Genomic DNA, 16,409 nt, shown 5'->3' with positions numbered 1-16,409 from the left:
GAAAACTGAGACAGGCCTGTTCGGTCACTAAGCCCTTCACTGTAGGAGCGAGCGAGCTCGCTTCTACACGGCAAGATACATCCTGATATCCCCCTCGCACGCCCCTCCAACCTCTATTTACCAATGCTGGCTGATTAATGGCCTTGCAGAGTGCCAAGCCCTGTCTATGCTCACCCATAACCACTTATGTCGCTTGCCATATGAAGCGTTCTGGGTGGTTTTTGGCATAGCGAGCGCGTACCTCAACGCGCCGGGAAAAATGGAGCCTTAAGTTAAATGGACTTGCGTGTGTCGGTTGAAGCAGGCCCCAGAGAGGGTCATCAAGAAAAGGATGCCTTGAAGCGAGTGTTGCCCCATGGACTCTCCGATTAGTCATCATTTATCTATCGCCTGACACTTGTCCTGTCTCTGGACGATTGCGTTTGCCTGTTTTGTGGAAAGTTGTGCTGGGTCAAATCCAAGAACTAACCGTCATTCAAAGACAGCGCTGAAGGTGATCCGACCATGTTTAACCTGCACCACAAATCCGACCTGTTGCAAATCGAACGTTTTTCCTGCGCGTTGACCCAGGCCCAGGCCAAGCTGGCGGCGATCAGCCGCTCCATGGCGATGATCGAGTTTGATCGCGACGGCATAGTCCTGGATGCCAACGAAAACTTCTGTAAGACAATGGGTTACAGCGCCGAGGAAGTACGTGGCAAACACCACCGAATCTTCTGTGAAGAGTCCTACTACCGCAGCGACGCCTACGCCAAGCTGTGGCGCGACCTGGCCCAGGGCGAGCCCATCAGCGACACGTTCATGCGCTTGACCAAGAGCGGCGAGGAAGTGTGGCTGGAGGCCAGCTACATGCCGGTGTTCGGTCCGGATGACCAGGTGCAGAGCGTGATCAAGGTGGCGTCGGACATTTCCGAACGGATCCACCGCGAACATGAAAACCAGAGCCTGATTGACGCCATCGGCCGCTCCATGGCGGTCATCGAGTTCACGCCCCAGGGGCAGATCCTCAATGCCAACCAGAACTTCCTGAAGACGGTGCAATATTCCCTCGGTGAAATCGTTGGCCAGCACCACAGCATGTTCTGTGACCGCGCCGAGGTGGAGTCACCGACTTACAAGGCGTTCTGGGCGTCGCTCAACCGGGGTGAATTTCACTCCCATCGTTTTGAACGGCGCAACAAGTATGGCCAGACGCTGTTTCTGGAAGCCTCCTACAACCCGATCTTCGATGCCAATGGCCGCCTGTACAAGGTGGTGAAGTTCGCCAGTGATATCACCCACCAGGTCACCACGTTGCGGACCGCTGCCGATTCGGCCCACGCCACCTCGGTGCAGAACGACGCCTGCGCCCGTAAGGGGTCGGAAGTGGTGCAGCAGACGGTGCAGATCATCGAAGAAATTTCCCGCGACCTGAATCAGGCGGCGCTGAGTATCGACGCGGTGAGCAAGCAGTCGGACATTATCGGCACCATCGTGCAGACCATTCGCGGTATTGCCGATCAAACCAACCTGTTGGCGCTTAACGCGGCCATTGAAGCTGCACGCGCCGGTGAGCACGGGCGTGGGTTTGCGGTGGTGGCGGACGAGGTGCGCAGCCTGGCCGCGCGTACCAGCCAGGCGACGATTGAGATTGTCGACGTGGTGCGCAAAAACCACGACTTGTCCCTGAGCGCGGTATCGAGCATGCAGTCGAGCCTGAGCCGTACCGGGCTGGGGGTGGAGTTGGCCAATGAAGCGGGGCAGGTGATCCTGGAGATCCAGGAGGGCTCGCGGCATGTGGTGGATGCTATCGGCCAGTTCAACTCCACCCTGCAGTTGCAGTAACGGGACCGTGCCCACTCTGTGGTGAGGGAGCTTGCTCCCGTTGGGGCGTGAAGCGGCCCTGAAATGGGACTGCTACGCAGTCCAACGGGAGCAAGCTCCCTCGCCACAGCAAGCCCGCTCGCCACAGGTCAACGGGAGAGTGGGTTGCCAGGCTCAACCCGCGCAGAGCGGCAGTGGCGGGTGATATCAGATGGCAGCCAGGGTATCTTTCACGGCCTTGATCTGCGGGTCAGCGGTCTTCTCGGCGAACTGCTGCGCCGCCTGCATCTTCAGGCGCTCAGTCACTTCCAGGGCAATGGCATTCTGCTGTTCGATAGGCATCGCTTTCACTTCTTCTTCGGTCAGGCCCTTTTCCTTGAGGATCTGATCGCGAATGCGCTCGGCCGGCGTCTTGGCCATGTAGTCGGTGAACTCTGTCCGGGCCTGGGTGCTGCTCGCGGTGGCCGGTGTGGTGCTGGTCGGCGGTGTTGCCTGCAACTGCAGGCGGGTCTTGGCAAACGCCGCATCCACGTTGCTGGCCGTGGTGTCGGTGGCCTTTTGCGTGGCCTGTACCTGGGTCGCGGCGGCAGCGTTCTGCACGTTTTGCATCACGCCGCTGTACAGCGCGCTGGCGGCGGCGTTGGCCGGGTCCAGGTCGGGGCGTTTGGACTGTTGGATCACGGACGAGACTTGGGTATTGACCAACATGATCGGGCACCTGTGGTTTTGAACGGTCCATAGGGTTTAGCAATTAGCGTGCCGGGAACTAAAACCCCGTATTCATTGGCTGTGAGGGCAATACCGAGGCAAGAGGCGGGTTGCCGACGGCCAATGTTTGCCGTCGGCGGCCATTGCCTTCAGTAGGTAATGGGAATCTCGAAGACCTGGAAAGCATCGTCCTGCGGCTGATACCCCAGAACCCGTGTGGTCTCGCTCAAGTCCAGGCGCTTGAAGCGGTTATTGGAAATGCCATGGGCGATCAGGTGCTTGACCCCCTCGGCCTCCACCGAGCGCTGCAACAACTGCACGGCATCCCGAGGGCTGAGCCAGGCGCTGAGGTCGCGGGCGTTGTTCAGTTCGTGGGTTTCGGCAAATTCAAACGCGCCAATGCGTAATGCGATGGTGGAGAGTGGGGTTTTGGCTGCGTAATACCCGCACAGCGCTTCGCCGTAGCATTTGCTCACGCCATACAGGTTGGCCGGCAGCACCGGCATGCCCGGGGTGATTTGCCGATCCACCGGGTAGCCTTCGATGGTCTGGGCGCTGCTGGCGAAGACCAGGCGCTTGACGTTGGCGGCCACGGCGGCCTCGAACAGATAGGTGGTGGCGAGGATATTGTTGGGGAGCAGTTCGTCGAAGGTGGCGCTGGCGTGGGGAATGCCCGACAGGTGCACAACCACGTCGATGCCGTCGAGCAGTGCGGTGAGGGCCGTTCTGTCACTCAAGTCGGCCTGCACGAAGCGATGGCCGTCGAGGGCGAAGCCCGGTGCGACGCGGTCGGTGAGGGTAAAGCGGTAGCGATCTTTCGACGCTTCGAAAAATGTCTTGCCGATCCTGCCGCAGGCGCCGGTGAGCAGTACGTTGAGTCCTTTCATCGTGTAATCCTTAGTTGTGACCGTCGAGGGCAAAGGCCTGGAAACCTGGGCGCTGGCTGAGCAGGGCGTAGTACGCATCGACAGCCGGGTAGCGAGGGCGCTCCATGGGCGTCATCCGCCAGCGGTGCACCGACAGGCCGACCAGGATATCGGCGAGGCTGAAGCTGTCACCGGCCACATAGGCGCCGGTCTTGATCAACTGCTGCTCCAGCAATCCCATCTTGTCGTTCCAACCGCGCACGCCGGCAGCAATGCGCTGTGGGTCCTGGAAGTCCGGGTTCTGGCGCACCAGGGCGTGGAAGGCATAGCCCCAGGAGGGGTTGAGTTCGGTGGCTTGCCAGTCCATCCATTGCTCGACCCTGGCGCGAGGCGCGGGGGCGGCGGGCAGCAAGTCATGGCGCTGGTGCAGGCCCACCAGGTAGCGGCAGATGGTGTTGGATTCCCAGAGCACGCCGTTGTCGTCAATGATCACCGGCACCTGGGCATTGGGGTTCAGGGCGAGGAAGGCGGGTGATTGGGTGGGGGTGAAGCCGATGCCCCAGTCTTCGCGCTCGTAGGGGATGTTCAGTTCCTGGCAGGTCCACAGGACTTTTCGTACGTTGATGGACGAAGTGCGACCCAAGATTTTCAGCGCGTGTCCCATGGTGCTTCCCTGGCAGGTGTGAGTTGGCGTTGGCCAATTTAGCAGGGGCCAAGTGGGCACGGTAAAAAATGTGGGAGCTGGCTTGTCTGCGATGGCGGTGTGCCAGTCATTATCTTGGGTGGCTGACACACCGCCATCGCAGGCAAGCCAGCTCCCACCTTTTGGATCGCGTCTGGGCTTTAGTTGTGCAGTGTTTGCTGGTCCATCAACGTGCCCATCAGCAACACGCCCAACTCGCTCAACTGGTGAATCGCCAGGGCCCTGTCGCGGTCTTTGCCGGTCAGGTCTTCGGACAGGTCCAGCAGTAATGTGGTGACCGAGGATAGGGTTTCATAGCTGTTGGCAATCAGGCTTTCGCTGCTGGCGCCGGAAGTGACGGTGAACAGAGTGGAAGGTTCGGGCGCGGGGGCGGTTGGGGGATTGAGGTAGTGATCAATGGCGCGGTGGGCGGCCAGGTTGAGTTTTGCGTCATGAAGCGGGGGATTTGGAGTTATTTTGAACATATACAGGATCTCTAACGGGGCCACCACCTGATCGCTACTAAACGAAAGGGTGGCGGCTGCACGCAGGTTAGTAGACCGGTAGATCCCACAAAACCCGGCGCACCACGAGGGCGCCCTGCGCACAGCCACCATCAAGCACGGACAGTTGCATCCGATTGATGAAGCTCTTGCACGTTTTGTGGGAGGTTCGGGCTACTAAACCCGATCACCGAGACATTCAGCGACCGAGCCACCTTAGAGAGCCCCACCCAGGCGCACAAGCCGGCGGATTCTGACGCAACCGTAGGTAACGGAGCAAGGCGTGGCCGCACAGTCAGCCCATTCCTACAGCCAATGCCTAGCTGCTCTCGCGTACCTTCAACTCAAACCCCATATCCACCACCGGCCGGGCGATTTTGTTGCCGGCCATCACCGTCAGCAAATGCTCTGCCGCGCGTCGGCCAATGGCTTCGCGTGGGGTGCTGATGCTGCTCAGGCGCGGCACCATGAAGCTGGAGGCGGGCAGGTCGTTGAAGCCCAGTACCGCCACTTGCTGCGGCACCTTGATCCCGTGGCGCAGGGCTTCGAGCAGTGCACCCTGGGCCAGGTCGTCGTTGCCGAAGAAGATCGCGTCCACATCCGGATGGCTGGCCAGCAGTTGCAGGAACAACTCGCCACCCAGGCCCACCGACGAGGGGCGCGGGGTCAGCAGTTCGAGGGTCGGGTCATACAAACCGGCCTGTTGCAGGCCACGGCGGAAGCCTTCACCGCGCAGCAGCGTACGCTGGTCCAGTTGCGCGCCGACATAGGCCAGGCGTTTGCGGCCCCGGGAGATCAGGTGCGCTGCTGCGGTTTCGCCGGCACTGATCTGCGAGAAACCGACGCAGTTGACCCCGGCCGTCGGGTCCAGGTCCATCATGTACACGCAGGGCACATTGCTCGACTCCACCATGCGCCGGGCGCTTTCGGTGCGGTCAAAGCCGGTCAGCAGCAGGCCCCGTGGCTGATAGGCCATGTAGTTGCGCAACAGGTTTTCTTCTTCGTCCCGGGAATAGTGGGTGTTGCCGATCAGCACTTCGAAGCCCTTGGGCCGTAGTACCTGATGAATGGCTTCGAGGGTTTCGATAAACAGCAGGTTGGACAGCGAGGGCACCAGCACCACCACCGACTGGCTGCGGGCGGAGGCCAGGGCGCGGGCGGCCGGGTTGACCACGTAGTTCAGCTCGGCAGCGGCTTTCTGCACTTTTTCCACCAGTTCGGTGGCCACGGTGCTGATCCCGCGCAGGGCCCGGGAGGCGGTAATCGGGCTGACGCCGGCCAGGCGCGCGACTTCGTTAAGGGTAGGGCGACCCGTGGTGCGGGTATTTTTATCGTTCTTGGAGGTCATCAGGCGGCTTGCCAAACAAAAATCGAGGCACTAAGGTAGCGCTGTCTCCAAAAGCCTGCAAATACTTGCGCAAAGGGTTGCCTGATCCTGGTGCAAGCGGTGGCAGAGGATGCACGCGTCACTCCATAAAAATGACAATTAGGCGCGGGAAAAGCCTGTTTTTGCACTAGCCTTAGGGCGTGCAAAGGTAGCGCTATCTGCGTCCTGAGGTGTTTCATGAGTCAACCTGTTACTGCCCTGGTCATCATGGGTGTTTCCGGATGTGGCAAGTCCAGTGTCAGCGAGGCCCTGTGCCTGTTGAACGGCGCCACCGCCATTGAAGGCGACAGCTTTCACCCGGCTGCCAATATCGAAAAGATGAGCGCAGGCCATCCCCTGAACGACGACGACCGCGCCGGCTGGCTCGACATCCTCTGCGATGAGTTGCGTCGTGCGCTCAAGGCCGGCGAGCATCCGGTGCTCACCTGTTCGGCCTTGAAGAAAAAATACCGCGATCACCTGCGCGAAGCCGCGCCGGGCCTGGGGTTTGTCTTCCTCGAACTGACCCGCGAAGTGGCCGCCGACCGCGTGTCCCATCGCCCCGGCCATTTCATGCCGGCCAGCCTGATCGACAGCCAGTTCGCCACCCTCGAATCGCCCATTGGCGAGCCGCTGACCCTGGCCCTCAACGCCAGTAAAGACAGCATCGAGGCGTTGGCCGCGCAGACCCACGCGTGGTGGCTGACCCACGGTTTTGAACCTTCCCGATGATTTTTTGCCCGAAAGATAGCGCTATCCGACGGCACGAAATTCAACACCCGCTTTAATAACAACAACAAACAGGAGACGACCCCCATGTTTGGCATGTCCCACGAGTCTTACCTGCTGCTTGATGCAGTGGTCACTATCATCGGGCTGATCGTGTTGATCACCCGGTTCAAGGTCCACCCCTTTATTGCGCTGATTATCGCCGCAGGCTTTCTCGGCCTGACCTCGGGCATGCCCGTGGACAAGATCATCAAGGCCTTCCAGGACGGTTTTGGCGGGGTGCTCGGGTTTGTCGGGATTATCCTGGCGCTGGGTACGATGCTCGGCAAGATGATGGCCGAATCCGGCGGTGCCGATCAGATCGCCCAGACCCTGATCCGCGCCTTCGGCAAGGAAAAGGTGCAGTGGGCGATGATGTTCGCGGCCTTCCTGGTGGGCATCCCACTGTTCTTCGAGATCGGTTTTGTATTGCTGATCCCGCTGGTGTTTATCGTTGCGCGGCGCACCGGTGTGTCGCTGATCAAGATCGGCATCCCGTTGCTCGCCGGCCTGTCGGCGGTGCACGGCCTGGTGCCGCCGCATCCGGGGCCGTTGCTGGCCATCGGCGTGTTTGGCGCGGATATCGGCAAGACCATTCTTTACGGCCTGATCGTCGCCTTGCCGACCGCCATCATTGCCGGGCCGATCTTCGGGACGTTCATTGCCAAGTACATCCCCGGCAACCCGTCCCAGGAACTGGTGGACCAACTGGCCCGCGAGTCCGACGCAAAAAACCTGCCGAGCTTCAGCATCACCCTGATCACCGTGCTGCTGCCGGTGTTCCTGATGCTGCTGAAAACCTTCGCTGACATTGCCCTGCCAGACGGGCACATCGTGCGTAACTGGATGGACATGATCGGCCACCCGATCAGTGCCTTGCTCTTGGCGTTGCTGCTGTCGCTGTACACCTTTGGCCATCGCCAGGGCATCCATTCCAAACAGATCCTCAAGCTGCTGGATGCGAGCCTTGCGCCGACCGCCGCGATCATCCTGATCATCGGTGCCGGTGGTGGCTTCAAGCAGATGCTGGTGACCAGCGGTGTGGGTGACGTGATCGGCCATATGGCGGTGACGGCGCAGATCAACCCGATCCTGCTGGCCTGGCTGGTAGCCGCGGTGATTCGGATTGCCACGGGTTCGGCGACCGTGGCCACCATTACTGGCGCAGGCATTGTGGTGCCGGTGGTGGGGATGGTGCCGGGGGTCAACCTGGAATTGCTGGTGCTGGCGACGGGGGCGGGGTCGTTGATTCTGTCGCACGTCAACGATGCAGGGTTCTGGCTGGTCAAGCAGTACTTCAACATGACCGTGGCCGAGACGTTCAAGACGTGGACGGCGATGGAGACCATCCTGTCCATCGTGGCGCTGGGCTTTATCATGTTGCTGTCGTTGGTGGTGTAACCCAACCTGGGGTGACTGATCGTTCCCACGCAGAGCGTGGGAACGATCACTCGGTCAGGCTTTGGTGACCAGGCCATCGGCCCGGAACATTGCCCGTATCCCGCGTACCGCCTGGCGAATGCGGTCCTGGTTCTCGATCAGCGCAAAGCGCACATGGTCATCGCCATACTCGCCAAAGCCGATCCCCGGCGACACACACACCTTGGCTTCGAGCAGCAGCTTCTTGGCAAATTCCAGCGAGCCCATGGCGGCATACGCCTCGGGAATTTTTGCCCAGACATACATCGACGCCTTCGGATTCTCTACCATCCAGCCCAGTTCATGCAGGCCCTTGACCAGCACATTGCGGCGCTGGCGGTACTGCTCGGCAATGTCTTTCACACATTGCTGGTCGCCTTCCAGCGCGGCAATCGCCGCCACTTGCAGCGGGGTGAAGGTGCCGTAGTCGTGGTAGCTCTTGATGCGCGCCAGGGCGTTGACCAGTTCCGCGTTACCCACCATAAAACCGATGCGCCAGCCGGCCATGTTGTAGCTCTTGGACAAGGTGAAAAACTCCACCGCAATGTCCTTGGCCCCCGGTACCTGCATGATCGACGGGGCTTTCCAGCCGTCGTAGACGATATCGGCGTAGGCCAGGTCGTGGATCACCAGCACGTCGTACTGCTTGGCCAGGGCGATCACCCGTTCGAAGAAGTCCAGCTCCACGCACTGCGCGGTCGGGTTGGACGGGAAGCCGAGGATCATCATCTTCGGCTTGGGGATCGAACCGCGGATCGCCCGCTCCAGCTCGGCAAAGAAGTCCACGCCGGGAATCAGCGGCACCGAGCGCACCTGGGCGCCGGCAATCACCGCACCGTAGATGTGAATCGGGTAGCTGGGGTTGGGTACCAGAACGGTATCGCCCTGGTCCAGGGTGGCCAGCATCAGGTGCGCCAGGCCTTCCTTGGAGCCGATGGTCACGATGGCCTCGGTTTCCGGGTCGATATCCACCTCATAGCGGTCCTTGTACCAGCGCGAAATGGCGCGGCGCAGGCGCGGGATGCCTTTGGAGGTGGAGTAGCCGTGGGTGTCTTCGCGCTGGGCGACGGTCACCAGTTTTTCCACGATATGCGGTGGAGTCGGGCCGTCGGGGTTACCCATGCTCAAGTCGATGATGTCTTCGCCGCGCCGACGCGCAGCCATCTTCAGCTCGGCAGTGATATTGAAAACATAAGGGGGGAGTCGATCTATGCGCGCAAAGCGGCGCGGCGAACCTTGGTCTGCCATTGTTGCCTCGGAATACGTAAGCGCCCGGAACCGTCCGAGCGACGTCGGCCACTGCGGTGGCCTGCGGGGCAGACAATACGGGCGATGAGGGTAGGTTGTCCAGATGGCGCCGGAAAATTTTCGGCCTGGAGTGTTGGATGACTATGCCCCTATACTCAGTATGGTTTTGGTCATTTATCAATGGAGATTGTGCAGATGAACCAACAGGTAACGTTACCCCTGGAACCCCGCATGGAAGAGGGCAGGGCGATGGTCATTGCCGGGGTCGGCGGTCATTACGGCAAGGCCACGCTGGGGGACATTCCGAAGCTTTGGGAGTTGTTCGACAGCTGCATCAAGGACATCAAAAAGCGCATGGGCGGCGTGACCTACGGCGTTTGCTACAACGCCACCCAGGAAGAGTTTGATTACATCGCCGGGGTCGAAGTGCCAGCCAAAAGTGATGTGCCGGGCAACTTTCAATCCATTGAAGTGCCGGCCAATCATTATGCGGTCTTCGCGCACTACGGGCCGGTGTATGCGCTGTCGCAGACCTATGAGCGGATTATGTACGAGTGGTTGCCGACGTCGGGGTACAAGGTCGCCGGGCCGGATCTGGAGCGCTACAGCGCCGACTTCGATGTGGATAAGGGCACCGGTACCGTGGAAATCTGGCTGCCTGTCGAAAAGTCCGCATAACCTGTACATCGCCTGATCCACCGCCATCGCAGGCAAGCCAGCTCCCACATTTGTATTGGGGGGTTACTCAAAGCCAGGTACGGCGCAATTACCTGTGGGAGCGGGCTTGCCCGCGATGGCGATCTCAAGGGCGCCCGAGCCGGCCAGTGCCTCAATACAACGTGGCCTTGACCCGCTCCGGCATTTCCCGGTCGTAGGCCTCGGCATCAAACTGCCCATCATTCAAACGCTTGTGAAAAGCCCCCGCTGACGGCAGTGTCGAACGCTCCACATGCTTGTCCGGGTTCCAGCAATCGGAGCGCACAAAAGCTTTCGAGCAGTGGAAATACGCCGCCTCTACCTGCACCACAATCACCGACCGCGCCGGCTTGCCGTTGACCGCAAAGCTCTGCAGCAACTCAGGTTCGATGGATATCTGCGCCCGCCCGTTGACCCGCAACGTCTCACCGATCCCCGGAATGATGAACAGCAAGGCAATCCGCGGATCCACCAACAGGTTACGCAAGGTATCGAGGCGGTTATTGCCCGGCCGATCGGGGATCGCCAGCGTGCGCTCATCAATGATCCGCACAAACCCCGGCACATCGCCCCGAGGCGAGCCGTCGAGGCCATCGGCGCCTGAAGAACTGACAATCACCAGCGGCGAGGCTTTGACCATCGCCTGGTAATCCTCATTGAGAAACGCGATTTCCTTGCGCAGGGCACGCTCCTGGGGCAGGCCGTAGAGGGTTTCGAGTTGGTCCAGGGTGGTTAGCATGTGGGTCTCCTTGCCCAGGGAGCGCTGGCGATTATCCGCCAAAGCTGCGTTGGTAGCCCTGCGCTGATTGCCGGATGGCCTGAGCAACGTGGGGTGCTTGCCGACAATAATCGTCTTCACGTGCGAGCACCACTTCAAGGGTCTGCAGCAGAGCCCGGATGCGCTCCTCGGCGTTTTCTATGCTGCAGGTCTTGGCAAACTCAAGGATTCCCAAGCGTGACGCAAAGAATGAGCGGTTGCCGTCCAGGTCCAGAGCCAGGGCATCTTCGGGAATATAGGCGGTGGTATTGGCGATATCATAAGCGGGTGCAAGACGGGCGTCACGTTTGAGTGGATCGCTGTAGAGCAAGCCAAAATTTTTCAGATGGGCATCACCATTGCCGACGATACAGCTCAGCGCAACGCTATCGAACAACTGCTCCAGGGAGCTGCGTTCATGTTCGATTGCACAAAAGAGGCGAACAGCCTTGGCAATCATGTTGTAGCTCTTGCTGTATTTCTGCTCGGCGGACAGGCCCATCAATGTGGTCATGTCTTCAAAGCCCAGGGGGTTGAATTTTTCGTCCCGATCAAAGCGGCGCATGATGAAAAGCTTGTGGTTCTGTGACAAGTAGAAGGGTGGCACGGGGATACCTGCCTCCCTTGCAATCGACATACACAGGTATTCGTTGATCGCCAGGCCTGGAAACTCGTCGCGCCCGCTCTTGATGATCAGATCGTTGGTTTTCGATGTGAATTTCTGTTCCGGTATCAGCGGGATTTCGGGTACCAATACCTTAGGCTGTACCCCGGAAATGCCGGCGCGAAGGATGTAGCGATCGACCAGATGGGTAAACAAATCCTCGGCACCATCCCAGGCGAGGATTTCATCCAGACGCTCACCGTACGACACGGGGCTGTTGCGCTCAATCAGTTGGTTGACTTGCGCGGACGAGGTGAAGACGCGGCCGATAGGTGCGCTGCTGCCTGACAGGGCCAACAACAGCATCGGATCTACCTTGACGGTCTTCGCCAGACGGTTTTTCAGTTGCTCCAGTACATAACCTTCGGGCAGGTTCATTTGAAAGATCGGGTGCAGTTCATGCCGTCGATACTCCTCGGCCCGCACTGGCATCAGCAGGCTGATTGCACTCTGCTCCAGGGCATCATCAGCGTAGCGAAAGTGGTAGTGCTCAGTGCCGACGAACACGCTGCCACTTGCGCCTTCGGGCGTACGGACCTGCAGTTTGTAGCTACTCATTGAACAAATCCTCCACTTCCTCCAGCGTTGGCATGGAGACGGGGACCAGTTTGACCTCACTGCCCAAGGCTGCAAAAACCCGTGCGTAGGCATTCATCGCCACCGACAAGCTGCCGTGCTCAATCTCGATCAGTTTTTGCCGCGTCGTACCGGCCAGCTTTGCCAGCTGTGCTTGGGTATGGCCACGGCTGAGGCGCATCGAGCGAACCTGGTTGCCGATTCTCTGGCTCAGAAGTGCAGGATCCATGTCGCGTTACCGTTACATTGGTATTTTAAAGTTATATATACGTTACATTTTAGGGTTGTCAACGCTGATATCAACCGAGTGTCAGGGCCAACCGCCGCTCATAACCCACCCGCCCCTTATACGCCTCGCCCCGGTCTACCCAGCCCTGCTGCAAATACAAGCCCATTGCCGCCACATTGTCGCTGTCCACCGACAACTCCAACGCCGTGATCTGTGGCCAGGCCAGGCGGGCGGCAGCGGGCAGGGCTTGCAGGCAGGCTTTGCCCAAGCCGCGGCCCTGTTGGTGGCGATCGACTTGCAGGGCATGCAGTGTGGCGCTGTGTTCGTCGGCCCAATGGGGCAGGCAGGGCGGGCGCTTGAGCAGCAGGAAGGCCACGGGGATTTCGTCGGCCAGCAAGGCAAAGCCCTTGATGCCGGGGTTGGGGTTGACCAGCAGGCTGTTCAGCGCGCAGTCGATATCGCCGCTATAGGCCAGTTGCTCGGGGTGGACTTCGAGGCTGGCGAGTTGCTGTTGCTGTGCAGCGGTCAGCGTCTCATAGGGCGCGAGGCGGGTTTCCATCGAGCAGATATCCGAAGTCCTACAGGGAAGTCGCAAATTCTAGCGGCTTTGCCCTTGGCGAAATTATTTTTTGTAGGCTTGTCGATTGGCAGGCGGCCCATTCGACCAAGGGTGTCTTCTGTGATTTTCCACCCCGAGGAGTATCGCCATGAGCAACGCAATCAACACCCTGATCGAGCAATGGAAACAAGCGGTGGTCGCCAAGGATGTCGAGCAGATTGTCAGCTTTTACGCCGACGATATCGTCGCGTTCGACGCCGTCAATGCCCTGCAGTTCAAAGGCAAGGCGGCCTACCGTGCCCATTGGCAGGCCTGCATGGAGTTTTGCCCGGGCCCCGGTGTTTTCGACTTTCATGAACTGCATATCGTCGCCGCCGATGACAGCGCCTTTGCCCACTGGCTCGCCCACTGCGGCGGCACCGGGCCCGATGGCGTGCTGAAAACCTGCTGGATGCGGGTCAGCGCCGGCTACCAGCGAATCAACGGCCAGTGGAAGGTGGTGCACGAGCATTGGTCCGCACCGTTCGATATGGAAACCGGCGCCGGTCTGTTCGACCTGGAACCGTGAGTGCCGCGAACTATAGTCATTAGTCCGAAAAACGGAGAACGCCATGAAATACCTGTGCCTGGTCTACAGCGCCGAAGCTTTGCTGCACAGCCTGCCCGACAGCCCCAAGGACCCGGAATGCCACGCCTACGCCGAGGCGGTCCACGGCAGTGGCCGCATGCTTGCGGCCGAGGCCCTGCAGCCGGTGAGCACGGCCACCACCGTGCGCATGCGTAACGGCAAGTTGTCGATCACCGATGGGCCGTTTGCCGAAACCAAGGAGCAGCTTGCCGGCTTCTACCTGATCGAAGCCAAGGACTTGAATGAGGCGCTGCAGGTGGCCGGCGGCATTCCGGCGGCGCGGGTCGGCAGCGTGGAAGTGCGCCCCGTGCGTGATTTGAATCTCTGACTCAACACTTATAAAACTCAGGAGGTTTAACCATGAACACTCAACCTGCTGCATTTGAACTGTCCATCAGCCGGGTGATCGACGCCCCGCCCAGCCGGGTGTTCCGCGCCTGGACCGAGCCTGCGCTTTTGCAACAATGGTGGGGCCCCCACGGCATGACCACGCCCGAGTGCGAAATGAACCTGTGGGTCGGTGGCCTGTTTCGCACCCTGATGCGCGCGCCGGACGGCAGTGAGTATCCGACCCAGGGCGTGTTCCTGGAGATCGACGCGCCGCGCCGCCTGGTGTTTACCGATGCGTTCCTGCCGGGTTGGATCCCCTCGGGCAAGCCGTTTATGAGCGCCGAAGTGACCTTCGAGGAGGTGGCTGGCAAGACCCGCTACACCGCCCGCGCCATGCACTGGAGCGAAGCCGATAAACAAGCCCACGAAGCCATGGGTTTTCATCAGGGCTGGGGCGAGAGCCTGGACCGGCTGGTGACCCTGGTGACCACGGGCATGCCCGATTGACCGTCAAGGCCCAAGTCGAGGCGGTCTACCGCAGTGAGTCGCGGCGCATCCTGGCGACGTTGATTCGCCTGCTGGGGGATTTCGACCTCGCCGAAGAAGCCCTGCACGAGGCGTTCTTCGTCGCGGTCGAACGCTGGCAGCAGGACGGTGTGCCCGACAATCCCCGAGCGTGGCTGGTGTCTGCCGGGCGTTTCAAGGCCATCGACCGCTTGCGTCGCCAGGCCCGTTTCACCCCGTTGTTGCAGGAGCAGGCCGATACGCTGGAAGCGGCTGACTGGAGTGCCGAAGACGTGGAAGACGACCGCCTGCGCCTGATCTTTACCTGCTGCCATCCGGCGCTGGCGGCGGATGCGCAAGTGCCGCTTACCCTGCGTGAGATTTGTGACCTCACCACCGAGGAAATTGCCCGGGCCTTCCTGGTCACGCCGGCCACCATCGCCCAGCGCATCGTGCGGGCCAAGGGCAAGATCCGCGAGGCCAGGATTCCCTACCAGGTGCCGTCCCTGGCGGAGTTGCCCGAGCGCCTGGACAGCGTATTGCGGGTGATTTACCTGGTGTTCAACGAGGGCTATTCGGCGTCCATGGGCGCTGACCTGACCCATGACGACTTGACCCGCGAGGCCATCCGCCTGGGCCACCTGCTCCTGGAGTTGCTGCCGGAGCCGGAAGTCATGGGCCTGCTGGCGTTGATGCTGCTCCATGAGTCCCGGCGCCCGGCCCGGCTTTCTGCCGCTGCTGAGCTGGTGCTGCTGGACGAGCAGGACCGCACGCTGTGGGATGCAGCGCTGATTGCCCAGGGCTGTGGGTTGGTAGAGCAGGCCCTGGCCACCCGGCGTTTCGGGCCTTACTGCCTGCAAGCGGCGATTGCCGCGGTACACGCCGAGGCCCCGAGTGCGGCGCAGACCGACTGGCCACAGATTGTCGGCCTGTATGACGTGCTGCTGCGGATGCTGCCGTCGCCGGTGATCGAGCTCAACCGCGCCGTTGCCCTGGCCATGCGCGATGGGCCGTTGGCGGGGTTGCAGCAAGTCGAGGGGATCCTGGCGCGTGGCGAGTTACGGGATTACCACCTGGCGCATTCGGCACGGGGGGAGTTCTGTCGGCAACTGGGGCGGATGAAAGAGGCGCGCCAGGCGTATGAAACAGCCCTGGGCCTGACCCAGCAGGCCCCGGAAAAACGCTTTATCGAACGACGCCTGGCAACCTGCACCGATAGCCCTTTGTAGGCGCCGGCTGAGGTTACTCAAGCATCTTTTGCAGCAACCAACTGCCGGCCGGGCCCGGCGGCTGTTGTCGTGACCACAAGGCATCCACCGCCACCGAACGTGGCCAGCCGCGTGCCTTGAGCTCCACCAGCTGGCCATTGGCAAAACGCTCCACCAGCCAGCGCGGCAAGGGGGCCCAGCCAAAACCGAGGATGGCCATTTCCATCAGCATCAAAAAGCTGGGGGCGGACCATACACGGCCGCTCGGCCGGTTTTCGTTGGGACTGATGATGCTTGCCAGGCGCAGCTCCCGGTGTTGTTCCAGGGTTTGCTGGTTGATGCCCTCAAGGCCGGCCAGTGCATGCCGCGGCGATACAAACAGCGCAAGTTGCGCGCGCTCTTCGACGGTGGCATGGGTCAGGTCTGGCGGGTAGACCTCCTGCGCCTCGATAAACGCGAGCTGCGCCCGCCCGCTTTGGACCAAGGCGATAAGGTCTTCGCATTCGGCAATCAGCCACTCCAGCTCCAGGTCCGGATAACGCTGCTCAAGGGCGCTGAGCAGCGTTTCAAAACGTCCCGACTGATAGGTGTCGGACATGGCAATACTGAGCTTGGGTTCCAGCCCCTGGGACAACTGGCTGGCGGCAAGCTCCAGGCGGCTGCTGGCCTCCAGCACCTGCTCGGCGCGTTGCAGCAGGACATGCCCGGCCGGGGTCAGGGTGGGTTTGCGACTGCTGCGGTCGAACAGCACCACGTCCAGATCAATCTCCAGGCTGGCCACCGCGGCGCTGACGGTCGATTGGCTCTTGCCCAGCTTGCGTGCCGCTGCCGAAAACGAGCCTTGGGTCGCCGCCTGCACAAACGCTTGCAACACTTCATGAGAGGCCATCATCTA

19 protein-coding genes and 1 pseudogene are annotated in these 16,409 nt (G+C 60.7%); 9 read left to right on the top strand and 11 right to left on the bottom strand.

The features are described 5' to 3' along the window. Positions 1-504: 504 nt before the first annotated feature. A pseudogene (locus PSFL_RS21645) lies at positions 505-1,278 on the top strand (PAS domain-containing protein); the annotation flags it as partial. Next, a complete protein-coding gene (locus PSFL_RS21640) occupies positions 1,252-1,824 on the top strand; it encodes a methyl-accepting chemotaxis protein (protein WP_397470523.1) in 573 nt (190 codons plus the stop codon). The pseudogene PSFL_RS21645 and the gene PSFL_RS21640, both read left to right, overlap by 27 nt. A 186-nt stretch (positions 1,825-2,010) precedes the next feature. Here PSFL_RS21640 and PSFL_RS21635 read toward each other — a convergent pair whose 3' ends face one another. The 5 genes from PSFL_RS21635 to PSFL_RS21615 form a co-directional block, all read right to left on the bottom strand. Beyond that, on the bottom strand, positions 2,011-2,511 hold the full coding sequence (locus tag PSFL_RS21635) for a hypothetical protein (RefSeq protein WP_169961340.1): 501 nt from the start codon (positions 2,509-2,511) through the stop codon (positions 2,011-2,013). 149 nt (positions 2,512-2,660) lie between these two features. After that, positions 2,661-3,398: an NAD-dependent epimerase/dehydratase family protein gene (locus PSFL_RS21630; RefSeq protein WP_397470473.1), complete on the bottom strand. Its 738-nt coding sequence runs from the start codon at positions 3,396-3,398 to the stop codon at positions 2,661-2,663. 10 nt (positions 3,399-3,408) lie between these two features. After that, entirely contained in the window at positions 3,409-4,041 is a 633-nt protein-coding gene (locus PSFL_RS21625; protein WP_057439933.1) for a glutathione S-transferase family protein, read from the bottom strand. Between the two features lie 179 nt (positions 4,042-4,220). Next, positions 4,221-4,544 carry a DUF6124 family protein gene (locus tag PSFL_RS21620; RefSeq protein ID WP_057960477.1) on the bottom strand — a complete coding sequence of 108 codons (324 nt, stop codon included), beginning with the start codon at positions 4,542-4,544 and terminating at the stop codon, positions 4,221-4,223. A 337-nt stretch (positions 4,545-4,881) separates the two neighbouring features. Further along, positions 4,882-5,913, bottom strand: a complete 1,032-nt coding sequence (locus PSFL_RS21615) for a LacI family DNA-binding transcriptional regulator (RefSeq protein ID WP_162947806.1) — start codon at positions 5,911-5,913, stop codon at positions 4,882-4,884. Between the two features lie 213 nt (positions 5,914-6,126). Here PSFL_RS21615 and PSFL_RS21610 point away from each other — a divergent pair, with 213 nt between their 5' ends. Further along, on the top strand, positions 6,127-6,660 hold the full coding sequence (locus PSFL_RS21610) for a gluconokinase (RefSeq protein WP_057441958.1): 534 nt from the start codon (positions 6,127-6,129) through the stop codon (positions 6,658-6,660). An 84-nt stretch (positions 6,661-6,744) separates the two neighbouring features. Next, entirely contained in the window at positions 6,745-8,097 is a 1,353-nt protein-coding gene (locus PSFL_RS21605) for a GntP family permease (RefSeq protein WP_057960476.1), read from the top strand. 54 nt (positions 8,098-8,151) lie between these two features. On the opposite strand, the gene alaC is transcribed toward PSFL_RS21605, so the two are convergent. Further along, the gene (gene alaC, locus PSFL_RS21600; protein ID WP_029296464.1) at positions 8,152-9,363 is read right to left on the bottom strand and encodes an alanine transaminase; all 1,212 of its coding nucleotides are present in this window, start codon (positions 9,361-9,363) and stop codon (positions 8,152-8,154) included. A 195-nt stretch (positions 9,364-9,558) separates the two neighbouring features. On the opposite strand from alaC, the gene PSFL_RS21595 reads away from it, so the two are divergent. Then, complete coding sequence (locus PSFL_RS21595) at positions 9,559-10,041, top strand: GyrI-like domain-containing protein (RefSeq protein WP_057441956.1); 483 nt, start codon at positions 9,559-9,561, stop codon at positions 10,039-10,041. Positions 10,042-10,192: 151 nt separating this feature from the next. Here the strand turns inward: PSFL_RS21595 and PSFL_RS21590 are convergent, their stop codons facing one another. The 4 genes from PSFL_RS21590 to PSFL_RS21575 form a co-directional block, all read right to left on the bottom strand. Further along, complete coding sequence (locus tag PSFL_RS21590; protein ID WP_057960474.1) at positions 10,193-10,798, bottom strand: pyridoxamine 5'-phosphate oxidase family protein; 606 nt, start codon at positions 10,796-10,798, stop codon at positions 10,193-10,195. Positions 10,799-10,829: 31 nt separating this feature from the next. Continuing rightward, positions 10,830-12,038 carry a type II toxin-antitoxin system HipA family toxin gene (locus tag PSFL_RS21585; protein WP_397470472.1) on the bottom strand — a complete coding sequence of 403 codons (1,209 nt, stop codon included), beginning with the start codon at positions 12,036-12,038 and terminating at the stop codon, positions 10,830-10,832. After that, the gene (locus PSFL_RS21580; protein WP_170045752.1) at positions 12,031-12,285 is read right to left on the bottom strand and encodes a helix-turn-helix domain-containing protein; all 255 of its coding nucleotides are present in this window, start codon (positions 12,283-12,285) and stop codon (positions 12,031-12,033) included. Before PSFL_RS21580 ends, PSFL_RS21585 begins: the two co-directional genes overlap by 8 nt. A 70-nt stretch (positions 12,286-12,355) precedes the next feature. Then, on the bottom strand, positions 12,356-12,844 hold the full coding sequence (locus tag PSFL_RS21575) for an N-acetyltransferase (RefSeq protein WP_057960471.1): 489 nt from the start codon (positions 12,842-12,844) through the stop codon (positions 12,356-12,358). A 148-nt stretch (positions 12,845-12,992) separates the two neighbouring features. Here PSFL_RS21575 and PSFL_RS21570 point away from each other — a divergent pair, with 148 nt between their 5' ends. From PSFL_RS21570 to PSFL_RS21555, 4 genes are read left to right on the top strand one after another with little or no spacing between them, the layout of a single operon-like run. Further along, the gene (locus tag PSFL_RS21570) at positions 12,993-13,412 is read left to right on the top strand and encodes a nuclear transport factor 2 family protein (RefSeq protein WP_057960470.1); all 420 of its coding nucleotides are present in this window, start codon (positions 12,993-12,995) and stop codon (positions 13,410-13,412) included. A gap of 43 nt (positions 13,413-13,455) precedes the next feature. Continuing rightward, a complete protein-coding gene (locus PSFL_RS21565; protein WP_057441944.1) occupies positions 13,456-13,800 on the top strand; it encodes a YciI family protein in 345 nt (114 codons plus the stop codon). 32 nt (positions 13,801-13,832) lie between these two features. Then, positions 13,833-14,309, top strand: a complete 477-nt coding sequence (locus tag PSFL_RS21560) for an SRPBCC family protein (RefSeq protein ID WP_057441942.1) — start codon at positions 13,833-13,835, stop codon at positions 14,307-14,309. Beyond that, entirely contained in the window at positions 14,306-15,535 is a 1,230-nt protein-coding gene (locus PSFL_RS21555) for an RNA polymerase sigma factor (protein WP_397470471.1), read from the top strand. Before PSFL_RS21560 ends, PSFL_RS21555 begins: the two co-directional genes overlap by 4 nt. Positions 15,536-15,548: 13 nt before the next feature. Here PSFL_RS21555 and PSFL_RS21550 read toward each other — a convergent pair whose 3' ends face one another. Beyond that, a complete protein-coding gene (locus PSFL_RS21550) occupies positions 15,549-16,403 on the bottom strand; it encodes a LysR family transcriptional regulator (RefSeq protein ID WP_397470470.1) in 855 nt (284 codons plus the stop codon). Between the last annotated feature and the right edge of the window lie 6 nt (positions 16,404-16,409).

The sequence above is a fragment of the Pseudomonas sp. DD1 genome, from assembly GCF_044510355.1.
In the GTDB taxonomy this organism is placed as follows: domain Bacteria; phylum Pseudomonadota; class Gammaproteobacteria; order Pseudomonadales; family Pseudomonadaceae; genus Aquipseudomonas; species Aquipseudomonas shahriarae.
Note: the sequence above shows the minus strand (reverse complement) of the source record. Positions and strands in the feature narration are given on the sequence as shown.